Source organism: Gottfriedia sp. NPDC057948 (genome assembly GCF_042887255.1).
In the GTDB taxonomy this organism is placed as follows: domain Bacteria; phylum Bacillota; class Bacilli; order Bacillales; family Bacillaceae_G; genus Gottfriedia.
The window spans coordinates 70878-89803 of the sequence record NZ_JBHVPN010000003.1 but is presented as its reverse complement, the minus strand read 5'-3'; the positions used below and the strand labels follow the sequence as shown (position 1 = coordinate 89803).

Genomic DNA, 18926 nt, shown 5'->3' with positions numbered 1-18926 from the left:
GAAGTACAAAAGCAAAAAGCAGAGATATAGTGCCTCATAAAGGGTTCATGAGGAAGTACAAAAGCAAAAAGCAGAGATAGAGTGCCTCATAAAGAGTTCATGAGGAAGTACAAAAGCAAAAAGCAGAGATAGAGTGCCTCATAAAGGGTTCATGAGGATGTAAAAAGGCAAAAAGCTCAGTTTTAGTACCTAATAATGGGTTCATAAGTAAGTAAAATAGCAAAAATGAAATAACCTACTAATAAACGATTCAATCGTAAACTTCCTATTAAATTAAACAATTAATCGGACTAGCTATTGACATAAAAAACAGAATATTCTTATAATTAATTAAAATCTAAAGTAATAAAAAAGAAATTAATAGCATGTTTACCTTTGTCTAGTTTAACTTATTTGAACGATTTACTTTTAATCTACTAAAAAGGGTGTTCAGATGAATCAAGTTAATGAATTAGAAAGCTTTCCGTATCCGTTTAAAGAGGAGATTTATCGTTACTCTAACAATTCTATTCTATTAGATCCACCTGTAAGCATCGAGATTACTCCTAAATATGAGAATGAAATAAAATTAAAAAGAAGCTTGTTATACAATTCACCTAGCCATTGTTATCAGGCAATTCCTTCTAGTTTTGAAGGTCAATGGGAAATTGTAGAATTAGTTTTAGATCATTTAATAAGGTATTATCCAAACTATTTTGAAGTTCATAAGGGGCATGAATATTGGACTATTTATAATAAGCTTTTGATGGAGGAGGAACAATTTAAGTTTGGGGATCGAACTTCCGTCTTAGGAAAGCCTTTGAATTTCATAGGTAGACATGTACAAGAGGATTTAATTTATATGAGTCAGCGAGATGGTGATTTATTTTTAGATGCTGGACATCTCTGTTTTCCTTCTAATTGGTCACTTACTTTTAAACTAGGGATGAGATTTAAAGAGATTCATCAGCCAATCCCTATGTTTAGTGAAAAATCATTGGATGATCGAATTCTTCGTTTCTTAAAAAATATTGAACAAGGAACTCCTTGGACTCGTAAAAATTGGTCATTAATGGCAGGAAAAAGATTAGATACTTCATTAGAAACATTCGATCAATGGGGTAAGGATCGAAAAAAAGTAACAGCTGATAATGTTGGGGAATTTGTTCACTTACGTGTTGAAGTTCAAAAGTTATTTAGGTTGGCTGCTAGTAATGGGCTCCTTTTTACGATTCATACTCACTTTTTACCACTAGAGCAATTTACCTTAAATAAGGAATGGTTAGAGCAATTTTATAAAATTCTATGTGAATTACCGGATTTCATTTTAGATTATAAAGGAATCTCTACATATAAAAAAGAAGTAATAACATATCTAAAAAATAAACTTGATGAAGTTGGGTAGAATGCGATGAATAATTTAATAGTTGAAGAAGCTAGTTTTATAGATGGAAAAAGAAAATATTTAATCTGTTCGAATCATAGAGGGAGGTCGTTAATCCAGCCAATTTTAGAAAAGTTACTTGAGAAAAATTATTCTTTTGATTTTGTTTTCATCGGATTTGATTCGAGTCCGGAACAAATGCAAAATAATCTTAAAACTTGGTTGCAATGTCAGAAAATGGGTAGTTTTTTATATATAGCACTAAGTAAAGAAGAGCTTAAAAATTTAAGACCAATTATAGAAGATGTTGGATTTTTTGAAGATGAAGTACAATATATTGGTTATGGTGAACTGAACTCTAAGGTTTTTTGTTGTCGTTGTCATAGTTTAACTGAATTAAAAAATTTAGAAATTGGTAAAGAAGTTCAGTGTCAAAACTGTCATTTATTACTTTCAGTTTCTGACCATTATTCGGTCCATTATGACGCATATTTAGGTAATATCGCTAAATTGTAGATGGGAGTGAATGGATTGATTGAGAATACAATACTAGTTCGTGTTAATGAAATAAAGCAAATAACACAACAGGTTAAAGAGTTTAGTTTTATTCCAATTGATGAATTTAATCTTCCAACTTTTAGTGGAGGTTCTCATATTAATACATATGTAGCTGCAGAAAATGAGATTATTTGCAGACCCTATTCTTTAGTTCATCATTCACTTATTGATAATACTTATAAAATTGCCATACATTTAAGTTCGGAATCAAGGGGCGGTTCAAAATATTGGCATGAACGAATTAAAGTAGGTGATCGATTACGGATTAGCTATCCAAAAAATCATTTTCCATTAAGTTTAAGAGCGAAACATCATGTGTTTTATGCAGCGGGTATTGGCATAACGCCATTTTTATCAATGATGAAGGAATTAAAAAGTAAAAATAAATCTTTTGAACTTCACTATACTTCGGCAACTAAATCAAGTAGTGCATATGATGACTTTTTAAATGAATATTATAAAGAAGAGACTACTTTTTACTTTACGAAAGAGCTTAATTCTAGCCGATTAAAAGTTGAAACACTTTTAGACCATTCAATCGGAACTCATGTATATTTTTGTGGTCCTAATCGGTTTATTTCTCAATTTAATGAATCGGCTTATGCATTTGGCTATCCGAAATCAAGTGTCCATATTGAAGTTTTTACACCACAATTATTGGCTAACACAAGACCATTTGAGGTAAGACTGGCAAATGGAACTACAAAACAAGTTCCAGTTGATAAAACTTTATTAGATGTTTTACTCGATGAGGGCATAAAAGTACCCTATTCCTGTAGAGTTGGTAGATGTGGAACATGTGAAGTAAATGTAATCGATGGTCAAATTGAACATCACGACTTCTTATTGGATGAGGATCAAAGAAAAAGTAATAATATGATTTTAACCTGTGTCTCAAGGGCAAAATCAAATCAAATAATCCTTGAAATATAGAGTTCAATTTTATGAAAACAGCTAGACTACTTATTTAATTGGTAGACTAGCTGTTTTATTTTAATGCTTTTTTTTTGAGGGCTCTGTCTAAGTGTATCGTTGATTCAAGATACAATTTTAGCGCACATTTTGTTAAATATCACGAATCACAAAAGTGGTTCGTTTCTTATTGAACAAACTGGCAGGATTGTTTCTGATGTGTATTAATGATTAATTAAACAACCACATACTATATATGTAGGTTTTGATTTAGATAATTAAGTAGGAGGGTGACTTCAAAAATAATAAAAATATTCCAGAAGGATATACTATCTTGGTAATGAATTTGCTTTTAAGGAGGAATGTACATGAAAAACCAAACTATCAACTTGCTTCAAATGTCATTTATCTTAATTGGTAGTACTGGACTTATTAACCATGTCATTATCATTCCTATGGTTTTAGACGTTTCGGGCCGTGATTCTTGGATTACCATTTTGCTCTCAAGCGTTTCTTTATTATTCTTGATACCAATTCTCTACTTTATCCAAAAACGTATGAATGGAGAACAGTTGTTTCAATGGCTTAAGGGAAATTTCGGGAGATTTATTACCTATCCATTAATGGCTATGATCCTCCTATACTTATTTTCCTCGGGGGTCGTCCTTTTAAAGGAAACGTTAACCTTTTTATCGTTTTATCTCCCGATGACACCTAGAGTATTATTAGGTGCTACTTTTTCTATTATTTGTTTTTATAATGCAAAGCACGGAATTCAATCCATAGGGTTAACGGCGGGTATCCTTCTCCCAATTGTAATTCTTTTAGGTTTTTTTGTCATGACTGCTAATATTCCGCATAAAGACTACTCTTTTTTAAAACCATATATTGAATACGGTACTTCTCCTGTTTTAAAAGGCATGGTATATCCAATATCAGGATTTATAGAGATTGCTTTTATCCTATTTTTTCATCATCACTTAAATGAAAAAATAAAGGTTACTACTTTGATTTGGATTGGAATCACTTTTGTAATCCTTACTCTTGGACCAACTATCGGGGCCATCACAGAGTTTGGTCCATTCGTGGCTGCTAAGCAACGATACCCAGCCTTTGAAGAATGGAGGCTAGTATCAATTGGTCGTTATATTGAACATCTCGATTTTTTATCAGTTTATCAATGGTTTGTTGGAGCTTTCATCCGTTTGTCTCTTCTTACTTTTTTAGTCTCAGATATTTTTCAAGTTACAAATAAGAAGGTAAATAGTGGATTAAAACTTTTTTTCCTCGGGTGGGTCACTCTGATATCCATTTTGTCCATTAACGATACCTCTTTTTATTTGTTTTTATCCCGTCAATTTTTACCGGGTACTTTTGTATTCATCCTCTTGATTCTTGTACTTTTAGCCATCCTCTCCATGTTTGTGAATAAAGAGAATGGAGGTAACATCAATGAAGCGCAATAATCAACCTGATCAAGATCAGATGAAGGTCAAGTGGGATGAAGTAATTTTAAGGGGTTGGTTTGAAGGAGCGCAAGACGTCATCTTCCAAAAACATCAAATCGATAGTGGCAAACGTTATTTTTCTATTTTATCTGTATATTGTCAAAGTCTCATTGACATAAAAGAATTGAGAAAAACAATAATGCCTCATCTTCATGAAGTGTTGGAAAATGGATTTTCCGGTGATGCAAAGGATTTGGAGTCAAAACTTGATTTCCCTATCACTTTCGTTAAATCGGACTTTTCACAAGAAGACCTTGCCCAAAAAATTTATGAAGGAGAAGTTCTCTTTTTCCTCACTGCGTCTAGGCTGGTTTTTTCCATCAAACTAGCGATGCTACCAGCAAGATCTGTAGAATCACCGAGTACGGAAGTGACACTAAGAGGGGGAAGGGACGGTTTTGTAGAAGAACTTCAAACTAATATTGGGTTAATACGAAAAAGATTGAAAACATGTTCCCTTAGTTATGAAGAATTTGTTATTGGAACTAGAAGTAAAACTAGGGTTGCTGTTCTTTTTTTGAAAGATGTTATTTCACAAGATGTTTTAGAACAAGTACGATCCAAATTAAATAATATTAAAGTCGATGGCATTGTTTCATCTGATCAAATTGAAGAACTTATTACAGACCGGCCTTTCAGTCTCTTCCCTTTATTAGAATATACCGGACGACCTGATTATGCTGTTAATTGCCTACTTTATGGACGTTTCGTTTTATTGGTGGAAGGCTCTCCGACTGCATCCATTGGACCTGTTACTCTTGTGTTTTTCGTGAATAATGCAGAGGACCAGCATTCGTCAGCCCCTTTTGCAAGCTTGGGAAGGGTACTGAGGATTTTCAGCTTAATTGTAGCTGTTTTTCTACCGGGATTTTGGATTGCTTTAGTCGCTTATCATCCGGATCAAATACCCTACACATTGTTGGCAACACTGGCTTTATCAAGAGAGGGAGTTCCATTCCCTACTACATTAGAGGGATTCTTGATGATTTTTTTATTTGAGTTACTGAGAGAGGCAGGTCTTAGAATACCTACTACGGTTGGTCAAACGTTATCAGTAGTAGGTGGGTTAATTATTGGGCAAGCGGCCATTAGTGCAGGATTAGCTTCTCCTGGTATTGTTGTTATGATGGCTATTTCTGTGGTTTCGACGTTTACTTTGATCAACCAGTCACTTTCGGGAACATTAAGTATTCTTCGATACTTTGTCTATCTACTATCAAGCTTACTTGGAATAACAGGGCTAATATTTTCTATTTTTATAATTTGTATTCATCTTGTGAATTTACGCTCTTTCGGGGTACCATTTATGGCCCCCTACTCTCCACTTGTACCAAGTAGTTTGATTCCGGCAACAATCCGAATTCGTTTTAAAAATATGATACTAAGACCGAAAGAGATTCATACGAACGATAGCACGAAACAAAAGGATGAAGAAAAAAGATGAGGAAAAAATTTTTTCTTAAAAAACTTCTTATAGTATTTCCATCTATTTTTCTGTTAACTGGCTGTTGGGACACAAGAGAAGTTGAGCATGTATGGTACATAAACGCCTTAGGAGTTGACTTTAAAAATAATCAATACGTGCTCTATCCCCAATTTATCAATTTTTCCACTTTTGCAAAACAAGAAACCACTATGCGGACACCACAGCCAATTTTTATTGGAAAAGGAACAGGGGAGATTTTAGACCATTCAGCGTTCGACTTTTATAAAACGACTCAACAAAGGGTATCTTGGGAGCACATTAATACAGTCGTATTTTCCGAGAATATATTAAAACATGGAGATATTCGACAAATTGATGAATTCTTTGCTCGTTTCTTCCAGTTTAGGAATACGATGTGGGTATTTGGAACTAAGGATCCTATCGAGGAGGTTTTGGCAACTGGAACCATCTTAAATCTCTCACCCCTTTATACTGTAAGGGATAACCCGAATGAAATGACAAAAAACTATTCTCTTTTTAGTCCTTTGATATTTTACAAATTTCGTGCTTATTTTTATGAGCCTGCGATGACCACACAAATCCCATTCTTATCGATTACAAAAAAATGGAAATCAGACAAAAATGATTTCCCTTTATTAAAATATAACGGATCGGCTTTTATAGCTTCAAAGCGCTACAAAGGGTATTTGTCTGAGAAAGACTTATCAGGATTAATATGGACAGGCAAGAGCTTCACCCGAGCACCGATCTTATTAAAAAAAGATGGGGAGCCCGTTACAGAAATCGTATTGAAAAAACCAAAAATCAAAACAGTAGCCTACATAAAGAATAACAAACCGCATTTTCGAATGGAGATTCGTTTAGAAGGAGATATTTTTCAGGTTGTAAAATATTTACCTATGAAAACCGTAAAACAAATAGCTGAAAAAACATTGAAAAAGGAAGTTGAAAAAACCTACAAAAATGGGATTAATAAAGGAATTGATGTTTATCAGCTTTCACAAATACTTTATCGAAATAAGATAAAAGACTGGAAAAAATTTGAAAAGAACGGAGCAATCTCACTTTCACCGTCTTCCCTAGATGTTGAGGTAAAAGTGCAAATTTTGACAAGCGGACAATGGAAGTCCACCAATTTACAGAAACCATTCTCAAAAGAACCATAATTAGGCTAATTAAATTTTGTTACATTTAGCAGTTTAATGAGAGCATAATCATAAATTTAAACTATCATGAAAGAACGAGTGTAACTTTCATTCGCTGTTGTGAATTAGAGATTCATGGTTGACTAATAGATGCTTTTGGTTAACAACAAGATCGACATAAAAGTCGATTTTTTTATTGAGCTACCATGAAAATTAGTTAGTTCTGATTTAAAAAAATGACAATACTTAAGAAAACCCTGCTCAATCGTTAAAAAAAAGAGGAGAGCTTAACTAAAAAGTGATTACAGTTGACTGGATAAAGTCAGTATCAGTATTGACAAATCCAATTAATTTTCATTCGCTGTGGTTCAGCGCTTGCGCTGCATGGGTGGCTAAATGGCATTTAGTTGCATAAAGAATGTTTGATTTTATTTGAAAATATGTGAATTCCCCCAAATTACAAGTACATATTCAGTTGATATAAATTAATAAATATAAAAAAGGGAGACATAACATCCAATATAATCAGAGAATTGCGAAAGTAAGAAAGTATTTACTGGAAAAGTGAGGGGTTATATAACAATGTTAGGTTATGTAATTCTGGGATTTGTTATTTTTGTGATAGTTATGATTACATATGGTTTTTTTATAGGAAAAAAGTTTGGACCTGACATTCCAAATAAAAGTGATCATCAAACAATGAATGAAGAAATTACGAGACGTATAATTAATAACAACAATAATAATAATATTGGACCTTTTTAAATAAAAAAAGGATTTTCACCACCATTATGCCTCATTCTTTTGTAACTAATGTGCATGTGTTAGTTACAAAAGGTCCAAAAAGGTTGTCTAATTAGGCAGCCTTTTTTGGTTTAAAATGACCATTTAATTTTTAAAAAACTATTATCGAAATATACTTATTAATAAGAGGATTTAAAAAATACGTAATTTTCATAATTTTAGAGGATTTTTGAAAGTGTTTGTCGAAATTTTAATTATTCTTTGCATTTATATTCTTAATGAGAAGAAAAATCGACTTTATTACATAGATAAATTCGATGATCTAATTTATTTTTCCATCTTATTAAATTAAGAGTTAAAGAAAGGAGTGGCTTTATTCATGTCAGAAAATACGAAAACTTCGAACCATAACTTGGAAGAGAATTTATTTGCTGAATTTCCAAAGCCTACTGTACAAGAGTGGAGAGATGTTGTTGAAAAATCCTTAAAAGGAGCCACTATTGAGGAAAAGCTTGTAACAAAAACGTATGAAGAAATAATTTTGAAGCCGATGTATGGGGAAGAGGATATCGCTAACTATCCTTATTTAAACGCACAACCAGGTGAATTTCCCTTCGTTAGAGGAACAAGCGAACAAGGCTATTTAGAAAAACCTTGGGAAATTAGTCAGGAATTAGATTGTTCGTCACCTGTAGAGTTCAACCGTGTTGCTAAACATGATTTAGACAAAGGGCAAACGATGTTAAAGATTCAACTTAACGAATCTTTTGAAACAAATCGTAAAAATAATAATTCAAATAAAGGGTTAATCTTAACATCTATTAATGATTTTAGAATAGCCTTTCAAAATATAAATTTAGAGGAAGTTCCTTTATATATTGAAACAGTTAACGGCGGGCAAGCATTTTTTGGTTCATTTATCGCATATTTGCAACAACAAAATTACGATTTTAATAAAATAAATGGCTTTATTGGAATGGATCCGATCAGTAATTTAGTGAAAGAAGGGACACTTCCGTATTCTCTTGAAAATGCTTACAAAATGATGGCTGAGATCACAAAATGGTCGGTTAGACATACAGCAAATCTAAGAAATATATTAGTGCAGTCACATCCTTATCACGATGCTGGAGGAAATGCAGTGCAAGAATTAGCATTTGCTATTTCAACTGGTTTAGAGTATCTACGCGAAATGGATAACCAACAAATTCCTCTGGATGATGCAGCGACGAAAATACTTTTCTCGTTTTCTGTCGGATCGAACTTCTTTATGGAAATCGCAAAATTAAGAGCAGCTAGAATGATTTGGGCAAGAATGTTGAAAGAATTAGGTGGTAATGAGGCTTCACAAAAAATGCATATTCATTCTCGTACATCTTCTTGGACGAAAACGAGTTATGATCCATATGTAAATATACTTAGAGGAACTGTTGAAGCTTTTGCAGGCGTAATTGGTGGATCTGACTCACTTCATGTTTCACCATTTGATGAATCGATTAAATCATCTGATGAGTTTTCTAGACGTATTGCGAGAAATACACATTTAATTCTTGAAAAAGAATCAAATTTATCAAAAGTCGCTGATCCAGCTGGTGGTTCTTGGTATATTGAATCACTTACTTACTCTTTGGCTGAAAAGGCCTGGGAACTATTCCAAAAGATTGAAGAAAAAGGTGGAATGGTTAAGGCAATACAAGAAGGCTTCCCTCAAGCATTAGTTAGACAGGTTGCAGAAGAAAAATCGAGCAACATAAAAAATAGAAAAGATAAATTTATTGGGACTAATATTTATCCGAATCTGAATGAAAAAGGGTTAGAGAAAAAAGAATTGGATCGTATGGAAGTTCAGGGGATTAAGGAAAACATCGAGGGCAGTTCCGACCATTTCGTATTACAAAGTGGTTGTTCAATTGAACATATTATTGATGCAGCAAATGATGGTGTAACAATATCGAACATTTTAAATGCAATGAATTTAGTAGATTCAGAACTTCCTAGAGTTAATCCATTAAACATACATCGTGGTGCACAACCCTATGAATCATTACGCCAAAATTCTCAAAGCTATAAAAAAAGTACAGGTGAATTTCCAACAGTATTTGTAGCAAATTTTGGACAAGTTGCAGCATATAAACCTCGTACGGACTTTGTTACTGATTTCTTTGAAGTCGGAGGATTTAAGGTGCTTCAAAATAAAGGCTTTTCATCAATTAATGAAATAATTGATTCATTTAAAAAATCAGAATCGAAAATTGCTGTCATTTGTTCAACAGATGATCAATATTCAGAAGTTGTACCTTCTTTAACAAATCAGATTAAAACAATTAATCCGAATGCAAAAGTACTTTTAGCAGGAAAGCCGTCAATAGATGATATGAATTTATATAAAGAAGTTGGAATTGATGATTTCATTCATATCAATGTAAATAATTTTGAGAAGTTGCAAAATCTTCAAATGGATGGAGGGGTTATGAAATGAACAAACTAACAGACTTTACAAAGATGCCATTTAATACAACATTTTCAGCACCAAATACAGCACCTCCTAAACAGATGCAAGTTAATCATGATGATTGGAAAACTTTAGAACAAATAGATGTAAAACCTTTATATGATTCGAATGATCTTAATCAAATGGAACACTTAGGTTACGTTTCTGGAATCGCTCCGTTTTTACGTGGACCGTACCCAGCAATGTATATAAACAAGCCTTGGACAATTCGTCAATACGCCGGCTTTTCAACTGCAGAAGAAAGTAATGCATTTTATCGAAGAAATTTAGCTGCTGGTCAAAAAGGTTTATCTATTGCGTTTGATTTGGCTACTCACCGTGGATATGATTCAGATCATCCTCGTGTTGAAGGGGATGTTGGAAAAGCAGGGGTTGCAATTGATTCAATTCTTGATATGAAAATTTTATTTGACGGTATTCCTTTAGATAAAATGTCAGTTTCAATGACAATGAATGGTGCAGTACTACCTGTTTTAGCATTTTATATTGTTGCTGCTGAGGAACAAGGGGTACACCAATCACAGCTTACAGGAACGATTCAAAACGATATTTTGAAAGAATATATGGTGAGAAATACTTATATTTACCCACCAGAAGCGTCAATGCGTATTATCGCTGATATTTTTTCTTATACTTCACAACATATGCCTAAATTCAACAGTATCAGTATATCTGGTTATCATATGCAAGAAGCAGGTGCAACTGCAGATATCGAGTTAGGCTATACTTTAGCAAATGGTTTGGAATATGTTCGAACAGGTTTAAAAGCAGGTATCGATATTGATTCGTTTGCTCCTCGTTTATCATTCTTCTGGGGAATCGGAATGAACTATTTCATGGAAATCGCAAAAATGAGAGCAGGGCGCATGCTTTGGGCTAAATTGATCAAATCATTTGATCCAAAGAAAGAAAAATCGATGGCGCTTAGAACTCATTCACAAACATCTGGTTGGAGTTTAACAGAACAAGATCCATTTAATAATGTTACTCGTACTTGTATTGAAGCGATGGCTGCTGTGTTAGGACATACTCAATCACTTCATACGAATGCTTTAGATGAAGCAATTGCTTTACCAACGGATTTCTCTGCTCGTATTGCCCGTAATACGCAGCTTTATTTACAAGAAGAAACTGGAATTTGTAATGTAGTGGACCCTTGGGGAGGCTCATATTACGTTGAATCGCTAACAAATGAATTGGTTCAAAAAGCATGGGCACATATTCAAGAGGTTGAATCATTAGGTGGTATGGCAAAAGCGATTGAAACTGGTTTACCAAAGATGAGAATTGAAGAAGCCGCAGCAAGACGTCAAGCTCATATCGATTCAGGTAAAGAAACAATTATTGGCGTTAATAAATACCGACTTGAAAAAGAAGATCCATTAGATGTTTTAGAAGTCGACAATACTGCAGTTCGACAAGCGCAAATTTTGCGATTACAAGAGCTTCGATCATCTAGAGATGAAGCAAAAGTTCAAGCAGCATTAGCCGCAATTACTGAGGCAGCGGAGTCAGGGGAAGGTAATTTGTTAGCGCTTGCAATCGAAGCTGCTAGAGCCCGTGCAACATTAGGTGAAATTTCGGATGCTTATGAAAAAGTAGTAGGCAGACATAAAGCCGTTATTCGTTCAATTATGGGTGTTTATAGTGCGGAATACGGTGAAAAAGATGAAATAGAGATTGTACGTAAAATGGCTGATGATTTTGAAGAGAAAGAAGGTCGTCGTCCACGTATTATGATTGCTAAACTTGGACAAGACGGTCATGATCGTGGAGCGAAAGTAATCGCAACAGCATTTGCTGATTTAGGCTTTGATGTAGATATCGGTCCTTTATTCCAAACACCAGCGGAAACGGCACTTCAAGCAGTTGAAAATGATGTTCATGTGATCGGGATGAGCTCTTTAGCAGGTGGTCATAAAACGCTACTTCCACAATTAATGGAAGAGTTAAAAAAACTAGGTCGACAAGACATTGTTCTTGTAGCTGGAGGGGTAATACCAGCAGGGGACTATGAATTTTTATTGAAGAACGGAGCGGCAGCAATCTTCGGACCAGGTACTGTTATCCCAGTTGCGGCACAAAAGGTTATTGAAGAAATTAATCGCCGACTTGAGGATTCGATTTAAATGGATTACGAAAACAAAAAAAAGAAAAAGCTTTCAGAAGACGACTATGTAAATGGAGTACTTGAAGGCAATCGAACTATTTTAGCCCAAACAATTACCCTTATAGAAAGTAATTCGTCAGCACATATGAATTCTGCACAAAATGTGTTGACAAGGTTACTTCCTCATTCAGGTCGTTCGATTCGGATTGGAATAACTGGGGTTCCAGGTGCCGGTAAAAGTAGTTTAATAGAAAGCTTTGGAACATATTTGTGTGAGCAAGGGCATAAAGTAGCTGTTTTAACAATCGACCCAAGTAGCACAATTACAAAAGGTAGTATTTTAGGAGACAAAACAAGAATGGATTCACTATCAAAGAATCCTAATGCATTTATTAGACCTTCTGCATCAGGTGGTTCTCTTGGTGGGATTGCACGTAAAACAAGAGAATCAATGCTAGTATGCGAAGCAGCAGGCTATGACGTGATTTTAATCGAAACTGTCGGTGTTGGACAAAGTGAAGTACAGGTTCGTTCAATGGTAGATTTTTTTCTTTTAGTCATGTTAACTGGAGCAGGAGACGAGCTACAAGGAATTAAAAAAGGCATCATGGAACTTGCAGATTCAATAGTCATCAATAAAGCCGATGGACAAAACAAATTAAAGGCCAACGCGGCTAAGGCTGAATTTAATCGAATACTTCACCTATTACAACCTTCAACTCCTGGTTGGTCTAGTAAAGCATATACAGCTTCCGCGTTACTTGGTGAAGGTATTGAAGAAATATGGAATGAAATTAATGCTTTCAAAGATCTAACAACTGAGTCTGGCTATTTTTCTTTGCGCCGTCAAAAACAAATGATTGATTGGATGTACAACATGGTTTTTGAACAGTTGAAACTAAGTTTTATGAATCATGAAAGTGTGAAACTAAATTTAAAAACGATTGAAAGCTCAATAGTAAATGGAGAATTAACAGCAACTTCAGCTGCAAACTATTTATTATCCATTTTTGAAGGCAATAGGAAGGAGACATTGTAATGAATGAGACTAGTCCTAAAAAAATTAATCATATTGGAATTGCAGTAAGAGATTTAGAAACTTCTATTCAATTGTATACGAATATACTTGGCTTAAAACTTAAAGGAATTGAAACAGTTGAAAGTGAAAAAGTACGAGTAGCCTTTATCGAAATCGGTGAAGTGAAAATTGAGCTTTTAGAAGCAACCAGTCCAGAAAGCCCAATTGCAAAGTTTATTGAGAAAAAAGGCGAAGGAATTCACCATATTGCATTAGAAACAGAAAACTGTGAGAAACAGCTTGAAATGATGAAAGAACACGGAATAAAACTAATAAATGAAGTTCCAAAAAAGGGTGCACACGATAGCCTAGTTGCTTTTCTTCATCCAAATTCAACGAATAAAGTATTGTTTGAGCTATGCCAACCATCATCTAGTGTTACTAAGAAAGGAAGTTGAATAAAGTTATGACGACAGCGTATGAGAAAATAAATGAATTAATGGATCGAAAGAGAGTCATTGAACTAGGCGGTGGAGACGAACGAATAGATTCACAGCATAATAGAGGGAAATTAACTGCTAGAGAACGAATTAATCTTTTATTAGATGAAGATACTTTTGTCGAATTAAATCCTTTTATTAAACACCGCGCTACGAATTTTGGAATGGATAAAATGGATAGCCCAGGTGAAGGTGTTGTCACAGGTTATGGTAAAGTCCATGGACGTTTAATCTATGTTTTTGCACAAGATTTTACAGTATTTGGCGGAGCATTAGGTGAAATGCATGCTTTAAAAATTGCAAAAGCTATGGATTTAGCTGCAAAAGTAGGTGCTCCGTTTATCGGTTTAAATGATTCTGGTGGTGCTAGAATACAAGAAGGTGTAGTTTCATTAGACGGTTACGGTCATGTATTTTATCGGAATTCAATCTATTCTGGCGTTATACCGCAAATATCTGTCATAATGGGACCATGTGCAGGTGGAGCAGTCTATTCACCAGCAATTACTGATTTTGTTTTTATGGTTGAAAAGACAAGCCAAATGTTTATTACAGGTCCAAAAGTAATTGAAACAATTACTGGAGAAAAAATTACAACAGAAAATCTTGGTGGGGCAAAAGTTCATTCTTCGATTAGCGGAGTAGCTCATTTCACTGAAGAATCAGAACCAGAAATATTAGAACAGGTACGCAGATTAATCAGCTTTTTACCTCAAAATAATAATGAAAAACCAGAAGGAGTTCCATTCTTCGAAAAAGATGATTGGAGAGAAGATCTAATTGACTTAGTTCCAATCGAATCTACGAAAGTTTACGATGTAAGAAAAGTAATTGAGCAAATTCTTGATAATGGAGACTTCATGGAAGTACAATCAAATTTTGCGAAGAACATTGTTATTGGATTTGGTCGAATTGATGGACATAGTGTTGGAATCATAGCAAATCAGCCAAAAGTAATGGCAGGCGGTCTTGACATTAATTCATCTGATAAACTTTCAAGATTTATCCGTTTCTGTGATTCGTTTAATATTCCTTTAATTACATTTGAAGATGTAACAGGATTCTTCCCAGGTGTAAACCAGGAGCATGGTGGAATTATTCGTCACGGAGCTAAAATTTTATATGCCTATTCAGAAGCTACAGTTCCAAAAATTACAGTAATTTTAAGAAAAGCATATGGCGGGGCTTATGTAGCAATGAATTCTAAAGCAATTGGTGCAGATGTAGTATACGCTTGGCCAAATGCAGAAATCGCCGTAATGGGACCAGAAGGAGCAGCAAATATTATCTTTGCAAAAGAAATTAACCAAAGTATCGATCCTATTGCAACTCGCGCTGAAAAAATTTCAGAATATAGAGAAATGTTTGCAAACCCATATGTTGCTGCTTCTCACGGCATGGTCGATGATGTGATTGATCCAAGAGAAACTCGTAAAGTCTTAAAACAATCGTTAGAAATGTTAAGTACAAAAAGTGAAACACGACCTAAGAAGAAACATGGAAATATCCCTCTATAAAAGTTAGGGGATTGTAGTGGAAATCAACTTCACTAAATTACCTATACTTTCAATATAGAGGTAACAAATCCTTAATACAACTAAATGACTAGATATACTTTAAGATTAGTATATCTAGTTTTTTGTTTAGAAAATGTTAAAAATTACATTTTAATAAAACAACCAAACTATTGACAAATAAAAATATTTGTGTTATAATAACATATTTTAGTGTTGACTGGATGAACTGTAATCGGTACGATAGTACTTGGAAATGATTATACAATATAGTTCAGGAGTGATTTTATGCTTGGTAAAAGTAAGATCCAAATGTTAAGCATTACGATGAATTCAAATGGTATGAAAAATACAATTCATCCAACACTAATTTGGGATGAAGAAGATGTGGTATTAATTGATACAGGATATCCAGGACAATTAAACAAGTTTCAAAATTGCTTTGAAGCTGTTGGAGTACCATTTGAAAAACTGAATAAAATACTGATTACTCATCAAGATATAGATCATATTGGAAGTCTTTCTGTGATCGTAGAAGAATCTACTAACAAAATTGAAGTCTATGCGAGTGAAATAGAAAAACCATATATTCAAGGTGAAAAGTTACTGATTAAAATTACACCTGAGAAAATTGCAAAAGCTGTAGCATCCTTACCAGCGGATACAACAGATGAATTTCGAAAAGCATTTAAAAACAGATTAGAAAACCCGCCAAAAGGTACAGTTAACCATATTGTTACCCCTGGAAATGATTTGGAAATTTGTGGTGGTATTACTGTAATTGACACTGCTGGACATACACCAGGACATATAAGCTTTTATCATAAGGAGTCGAAAACATTAGTTGCAGGAGATGCACTAATGATTGAAAACGGGCAATTAAACCCTTCAAACCCACAATTTACATATGATATTGAACAATCGATAACATCTCTTGAGGCTTTATTGTCATTTGAAATTGAAAAAGTGATCTGTTATCATGGTGGATTATTTGAGGGGAATATAAAAGAAAGATTATGTGAAATCATTCGATAAAATTATAAAAAAATCGTTTTTGGAGGCAAAAAAATGAGCATCAAGAATTATCAAGAATTAATAAAAGATCGTGTCTTTTTCGGTGGGGCAGATGACGTTAAAGAGATGATGGAAAACGAAAATGCAGATATTGTTTTTGATCTTAGAGTAAAAAATTATGAGGTTGACCCTCAAATTAACCGTGTACATAGTCCGATTCTTGATGATAAAGAAGAACAAGCAGAAACGCTTAAAAGAGCGATTGATCATGTAGTAGAAGCTTATCAAAATGATCAAAAAGTGTATTTCCATTGTGGTGGCGGTAATACTCGTGCAGGTACAGTGGCAATAGGAGCATTAATTGCACTAAACAAAGCTGAAACAATTGAAGAAGCTGAAGAAATGGCCAGGTCTATACGTCCAACAATTAAATCGAACCCTGATATGAAGGAATCGTTAAAAAAGATATTTCCTAATGCTTAAATAAAAATAAAAATAAAAATAACGCTAATTATACAAATTCGTTTTGTATTATTTAGCGTTATTTATTAAGAAATACCATTTAAATGATCTTTTACACATTTTATAAAATCATTTTTGTCACTTGTATTTTCTTTAGAAATTGGAGATATTACCCAAAAGTCTTGATAAATATAATCTGTTTCTTTAATTGGGATGATTTTTAATTCGCCACTTAATATTTCAGGTAAATATCTTAAAGTTGTATTATGGACAAATGTAAATACGCGTCCTTCCTTAATAATTTCAATAAGTGTCATCGTACGATTTGATTTAAGTACGATTTCATTTTTAAATTTTTTAGCTAATTGCAGAAAATTTTTATTAGAATAAGTATACATTACAACCTTTTGATAAAGTAAATCTTCAGCTGTAACATAATCTAATTCATATAAAGGAGAATTTTTGCCTACTAAAATGCACACATTTCCTTTATTTAAAAATTCGAAATTAATATTATTTTCTTTTTCTAATTCGGCTTTTGAAGATACTACTAACGCTAAGTCATAGTCTTCTTTTGCTATATTGTTAAGAATCTGAGGTGTACCTTGCTCAATTAATTCAATCGTTGCGCCATTGTTATTTTCAGAGTATTTTTTTAACACTTCGTGAATTGTATAAGTAAAAGTAGGTGCACATGCAATTTTCATATGTTTTATTCTAGTTTCCTTAAAATCCGAAAGCTGTTCTTTCAATTCTTTTAAATTATTTAAAATCTCAATTGACCTAGATAATACTAACTCTCCCTCAAATGTTAAGGTAATTCCGCCTCTAGAACGATTAAATATATTTATTTCTAATTCTCTTTCAAGTTGACTAATGGCTTGACTAACGCCAGAAGGAGAAATATGCAGTTTTTTTGCTGCCCTTGAAATCGACTTCTCATTTGCGATACTTACAACATATTCTAGTTGTTCAAAGTTCATATTAACCTCCTAATATAAAAACTAACTTAGCATATCAATAGTTTAATATATTTAAGTGCTTTACATTGTTAAGTATTACTTAACAATAGCTTAACATATATGAAATATAATTTCTTCCGTAAACGATGTAAAATACTATTTAATTCCTTATAATTTTATAGGATTAATAAGGATTAATCTTATAACGTTATGAATTCGTGGATTGTTTCCACCTATTGATTATAAAAAATCTGTAAAAATTTAAACCATCCATTGTAGTACTTTTTAGCCGATCCACTTAAAAAAGAATAAAAAAGGAATAATGATTAGTACATGATACCTAGTGGGTCTGAAAAAACAAAAGAGGATGAATCAGAAGCGGCATGAAATGAAATATCAGTGATTGAATCTAATTACTGTTGAAAGTTGGGAATAAAAATGTTTACTAACCATGAGTTTAATCACCACGAAAATAAAACATTTATTTTTGTTGAAAATACTCTTTTCGTATCCGGAATATGTACAATTTTAGTACATCATAAGCTAGATGCTAGAAAAATAGATTTCCATGAAATAAATTCAAGCAATTTAAATGAATCATTTTTTATTTGTCATGTGAAAAATGAAGAGATGGAAGCAAAATCTCAGCTTTTAAAGTTAATTGATCAGAACATTAATATTGTAATCATTAAAAATAATATAGATTATAATGAAATTGAGAGTTTGATGAAAATTGGGGTAAATGGAATTTGCCTAACTGACATTGATGAACAATATTTACTTCATATTGTAAGACAAGTTCAAAGTAATCAATTCTTCTTAGATTCTCGATTAACAAATTTAATCATTCAAGAAAATACGCGACTGCTTGAGAATGGAAAGAAAAAGAAAGAACTAGATTATGAAGCTATGGATAGTCTTTTAACGAAAAGAGAAATTGAAATTTTACAACTTTTAGCTAAAGGATATTCTAATATTCAAATAGGATCTGAATTATTTATTTCGAGTAAAACTGTTAAAAATCATGTTTCAAATTTAATCCAAAAATTACAGGTATCTGATCGATTAAATGCAGTGATTTTTGCATTAAAAAATAATTGGATTTCGTTTGATTAAAAAAAACAATAATCATATACATTAAAAGATCAGTGTCACGC

Annotated in this window: 16 protein-coding genes; 15 read left to right on the top strand and 1 reads right to left on the bottom strand. The window is 33.2% G+C overall.

The genetic code is table 11. The features are described from left to right. The first annotated feature begins 433 nt into the window (after positions 1–433). The 14 genes from ACFVRR_RS06950 (at position 434) to ACFVRR_RS06885 (ending at position 16828) form a co-directional block, all read left to right on the top strand. Complete coding sequence (locus tag ACFVRR_RS06950; protein ID WP_387326248.1) at positions 434–1384, top strand: heme-dependent oxidative N-demethylase family protein; 951 nt, start codon at positions 434–436, stop codon at positions 1382–1384. Positions 1385–1390: 6 nt separating this feature from the next. After that, a complete protein-coding gene (locus tag ACFVRR_RS06945) occupies positions 1391–1879 on the top strand; it encodes a hypothetical protein (RefSeq protein ID WP_387326245.1) in 489 nt (162 codons plus the stop codon). Positions 1880–1894: 15 nt separating this feature from the next. Next, positions 1895–2854, top strand: coding sequence for a PDR/VanB family oxidoreductase (locus ACFVRR_RS06940; RefSeq protein ID WP_387326243.1), 960 nt, complete (start codon positions 1895–1897; stop codon positions 2852–2854). Positions 2855–3201: 347 nt separating this feature from the next. Next, entirely contained in the window at positions 3202–4299 is a 1098-nt protein-coding gene (gerXB, locus tag ACFVRR_RS06935; protein ID WP_387326241.1) for a spore germination protein GerXB, read from the top strand. Beyond that, on the top strand, positions 4286–5785 hold the full coding sequence (gene gerXA / locus ACFVRR_RS06930) for a spore germination protein GerXA (protein WP_387326238.1): 1500 nt from the start codon (positions 4286–4288) through the stop codon (positions 5783–5785). Before gerXB ends, gerXA begins: the two co-directional genes overlap by 14 nt. Next, positions 5782–6954 carry a spore germination protein GerXC gene (gene gerXC, locus ACFVRR_RS06925; protein WP_387326235.1) on the top strand — a complete coding sequence of 391 codons (1173 nt, stop codon included), beginning with the start codon at positions 5782–5784 and terminating at the stop codon, positions 6952–6954. Before gerXA ends, gerXC begins: the two co-directional genes overlap by 4 nt. A 561-nt stretch (positions 6955–7515) precedes the next feature. Then, positions 7516–7698, top strand: a complete 183-nt coding sequence (locus tag ACFVRR_RS06920) for a hypothetical protein (RefSeq protein ID WP_387326233.1) — start codon at positions 7516–7518, stop codon at positions 7696–7698. A gap of 358 nt (positions 7699–8056) precedes the next feature. Beyond that, a complete protein-coding gene (locus ACFVRR_RS06915) occupies positions 8057–10156 on the top strand; it encodes a methylmalonyl-CoA mutase family protein (RefSeq protein WP_387326230.1) in 2100 nt (699 codons plus the stop codon). Next, complete coding sequence (gene scpA, locus ACFVRR_RS06910; protein WP_387326227.1) at positions 10153–12318, top strand: methylmalonyl-CoA mutase; 2166 nt, start codon at positions 10153–10155, stop codon at positions 12316–12318. The genes ACFVRR_RS06915 and scpA overlap by 4 nt, the downstream gene beginning before the upstream one ends. Next, the gene (gene meaB, locus ACFVRR_RS06905) at positions 12319–13338 is read left to right on the top strand and encodes a methylmalonyl Co-A mutase-associated GTPase MeaB (protein WP_097977014.1); all 1020 of its coding nucleotides are present in this window, start codon (positions 12319–12321) and stop codon (positions 13336–13338) included. It begins immediately after the preceding gene. Beyond that, on the top strand, positions 13338–13775 hold the full coding sequence (gene mce / locus ACFVRR_RS06900; protein WP_387326224.1) for a methylmalonyl-CoA epimerase: 438 nt from the start codon (positions 13338–13340) through the stop codon (positions 13773–13775). The genes meaB and mce overlap by 1 nt, the downstream gene beginning before the upstream one ends. Positions 13776–13783: 8 nt before the next feature. Next, positions 13784–15334, top strand: a complete 1551-nt coding sequence (locus ACFVRR_RS06895) for an acyl-CoA carboxylase subunit beta (protein ID WP_387326917.1) — start codon at positions 13784–13786, stop codon at positions 15332–15334. 285 nt (positions 15335–15619) lie between these two features. Next, the gene (locus ACFVRR_RS06890) at positions 15620–16366 is read left to right on the top strand and encodes an MBL fold metallo-hydrolase (RefSeq protein WP_387326221.1); all 747 of its coding nucleotides are present in this window, start codon (positions 15620–15622) and stop codon (positions 16364–16366) included. Between the two features lie 33 nt (positions 16367–16399). Beyond that, the gene (locus ACFVRR_RS06885) at positions 16400–16828 is read left to right on the top strand and encodes a protein-tyrosine phosphatase family protein (RefSeq protein ID WP_387326219.1); all 429 of its coding nucleotides are present in this window, start codon (positions 16400–16402) and stop codon (positions 16826–16828) included. Positions 16829–16893: 65 nt separating this feature from the next. Here the strand turns inward: ACFVRR_RS06885 and ACFVRR_RS06880 are convergent, their stop codons facing one another. Beyond that, a complete protein-coding gene (locus tag ACFVRR_RS06880) occupies positions 16894–17790 on the bottom strand; it encodes a LysR family transcriptional regulator (protein WP_387326216.1) in 897 nt (298 codons plus the stop codon). Positions 17791–18207: 417 nt separating this feature from the next. Here ACFVRR_RS06880 and ACFVRR_RS06875 point away from each other — a divergent pair, with 417 nt between their 5' ends. Next, on the top strand, positions 18208–18885 hold the full coding sequence (locus tag ACFVRR_RS06875; protein ID WP_387326214.1) for a response regulator transcription factor: 678 nt from the start codon (positions 18208–18210) through the stop codon (positions 18883–18885). Positions 18886–18926: the final 41 nt, after the last annotated feature.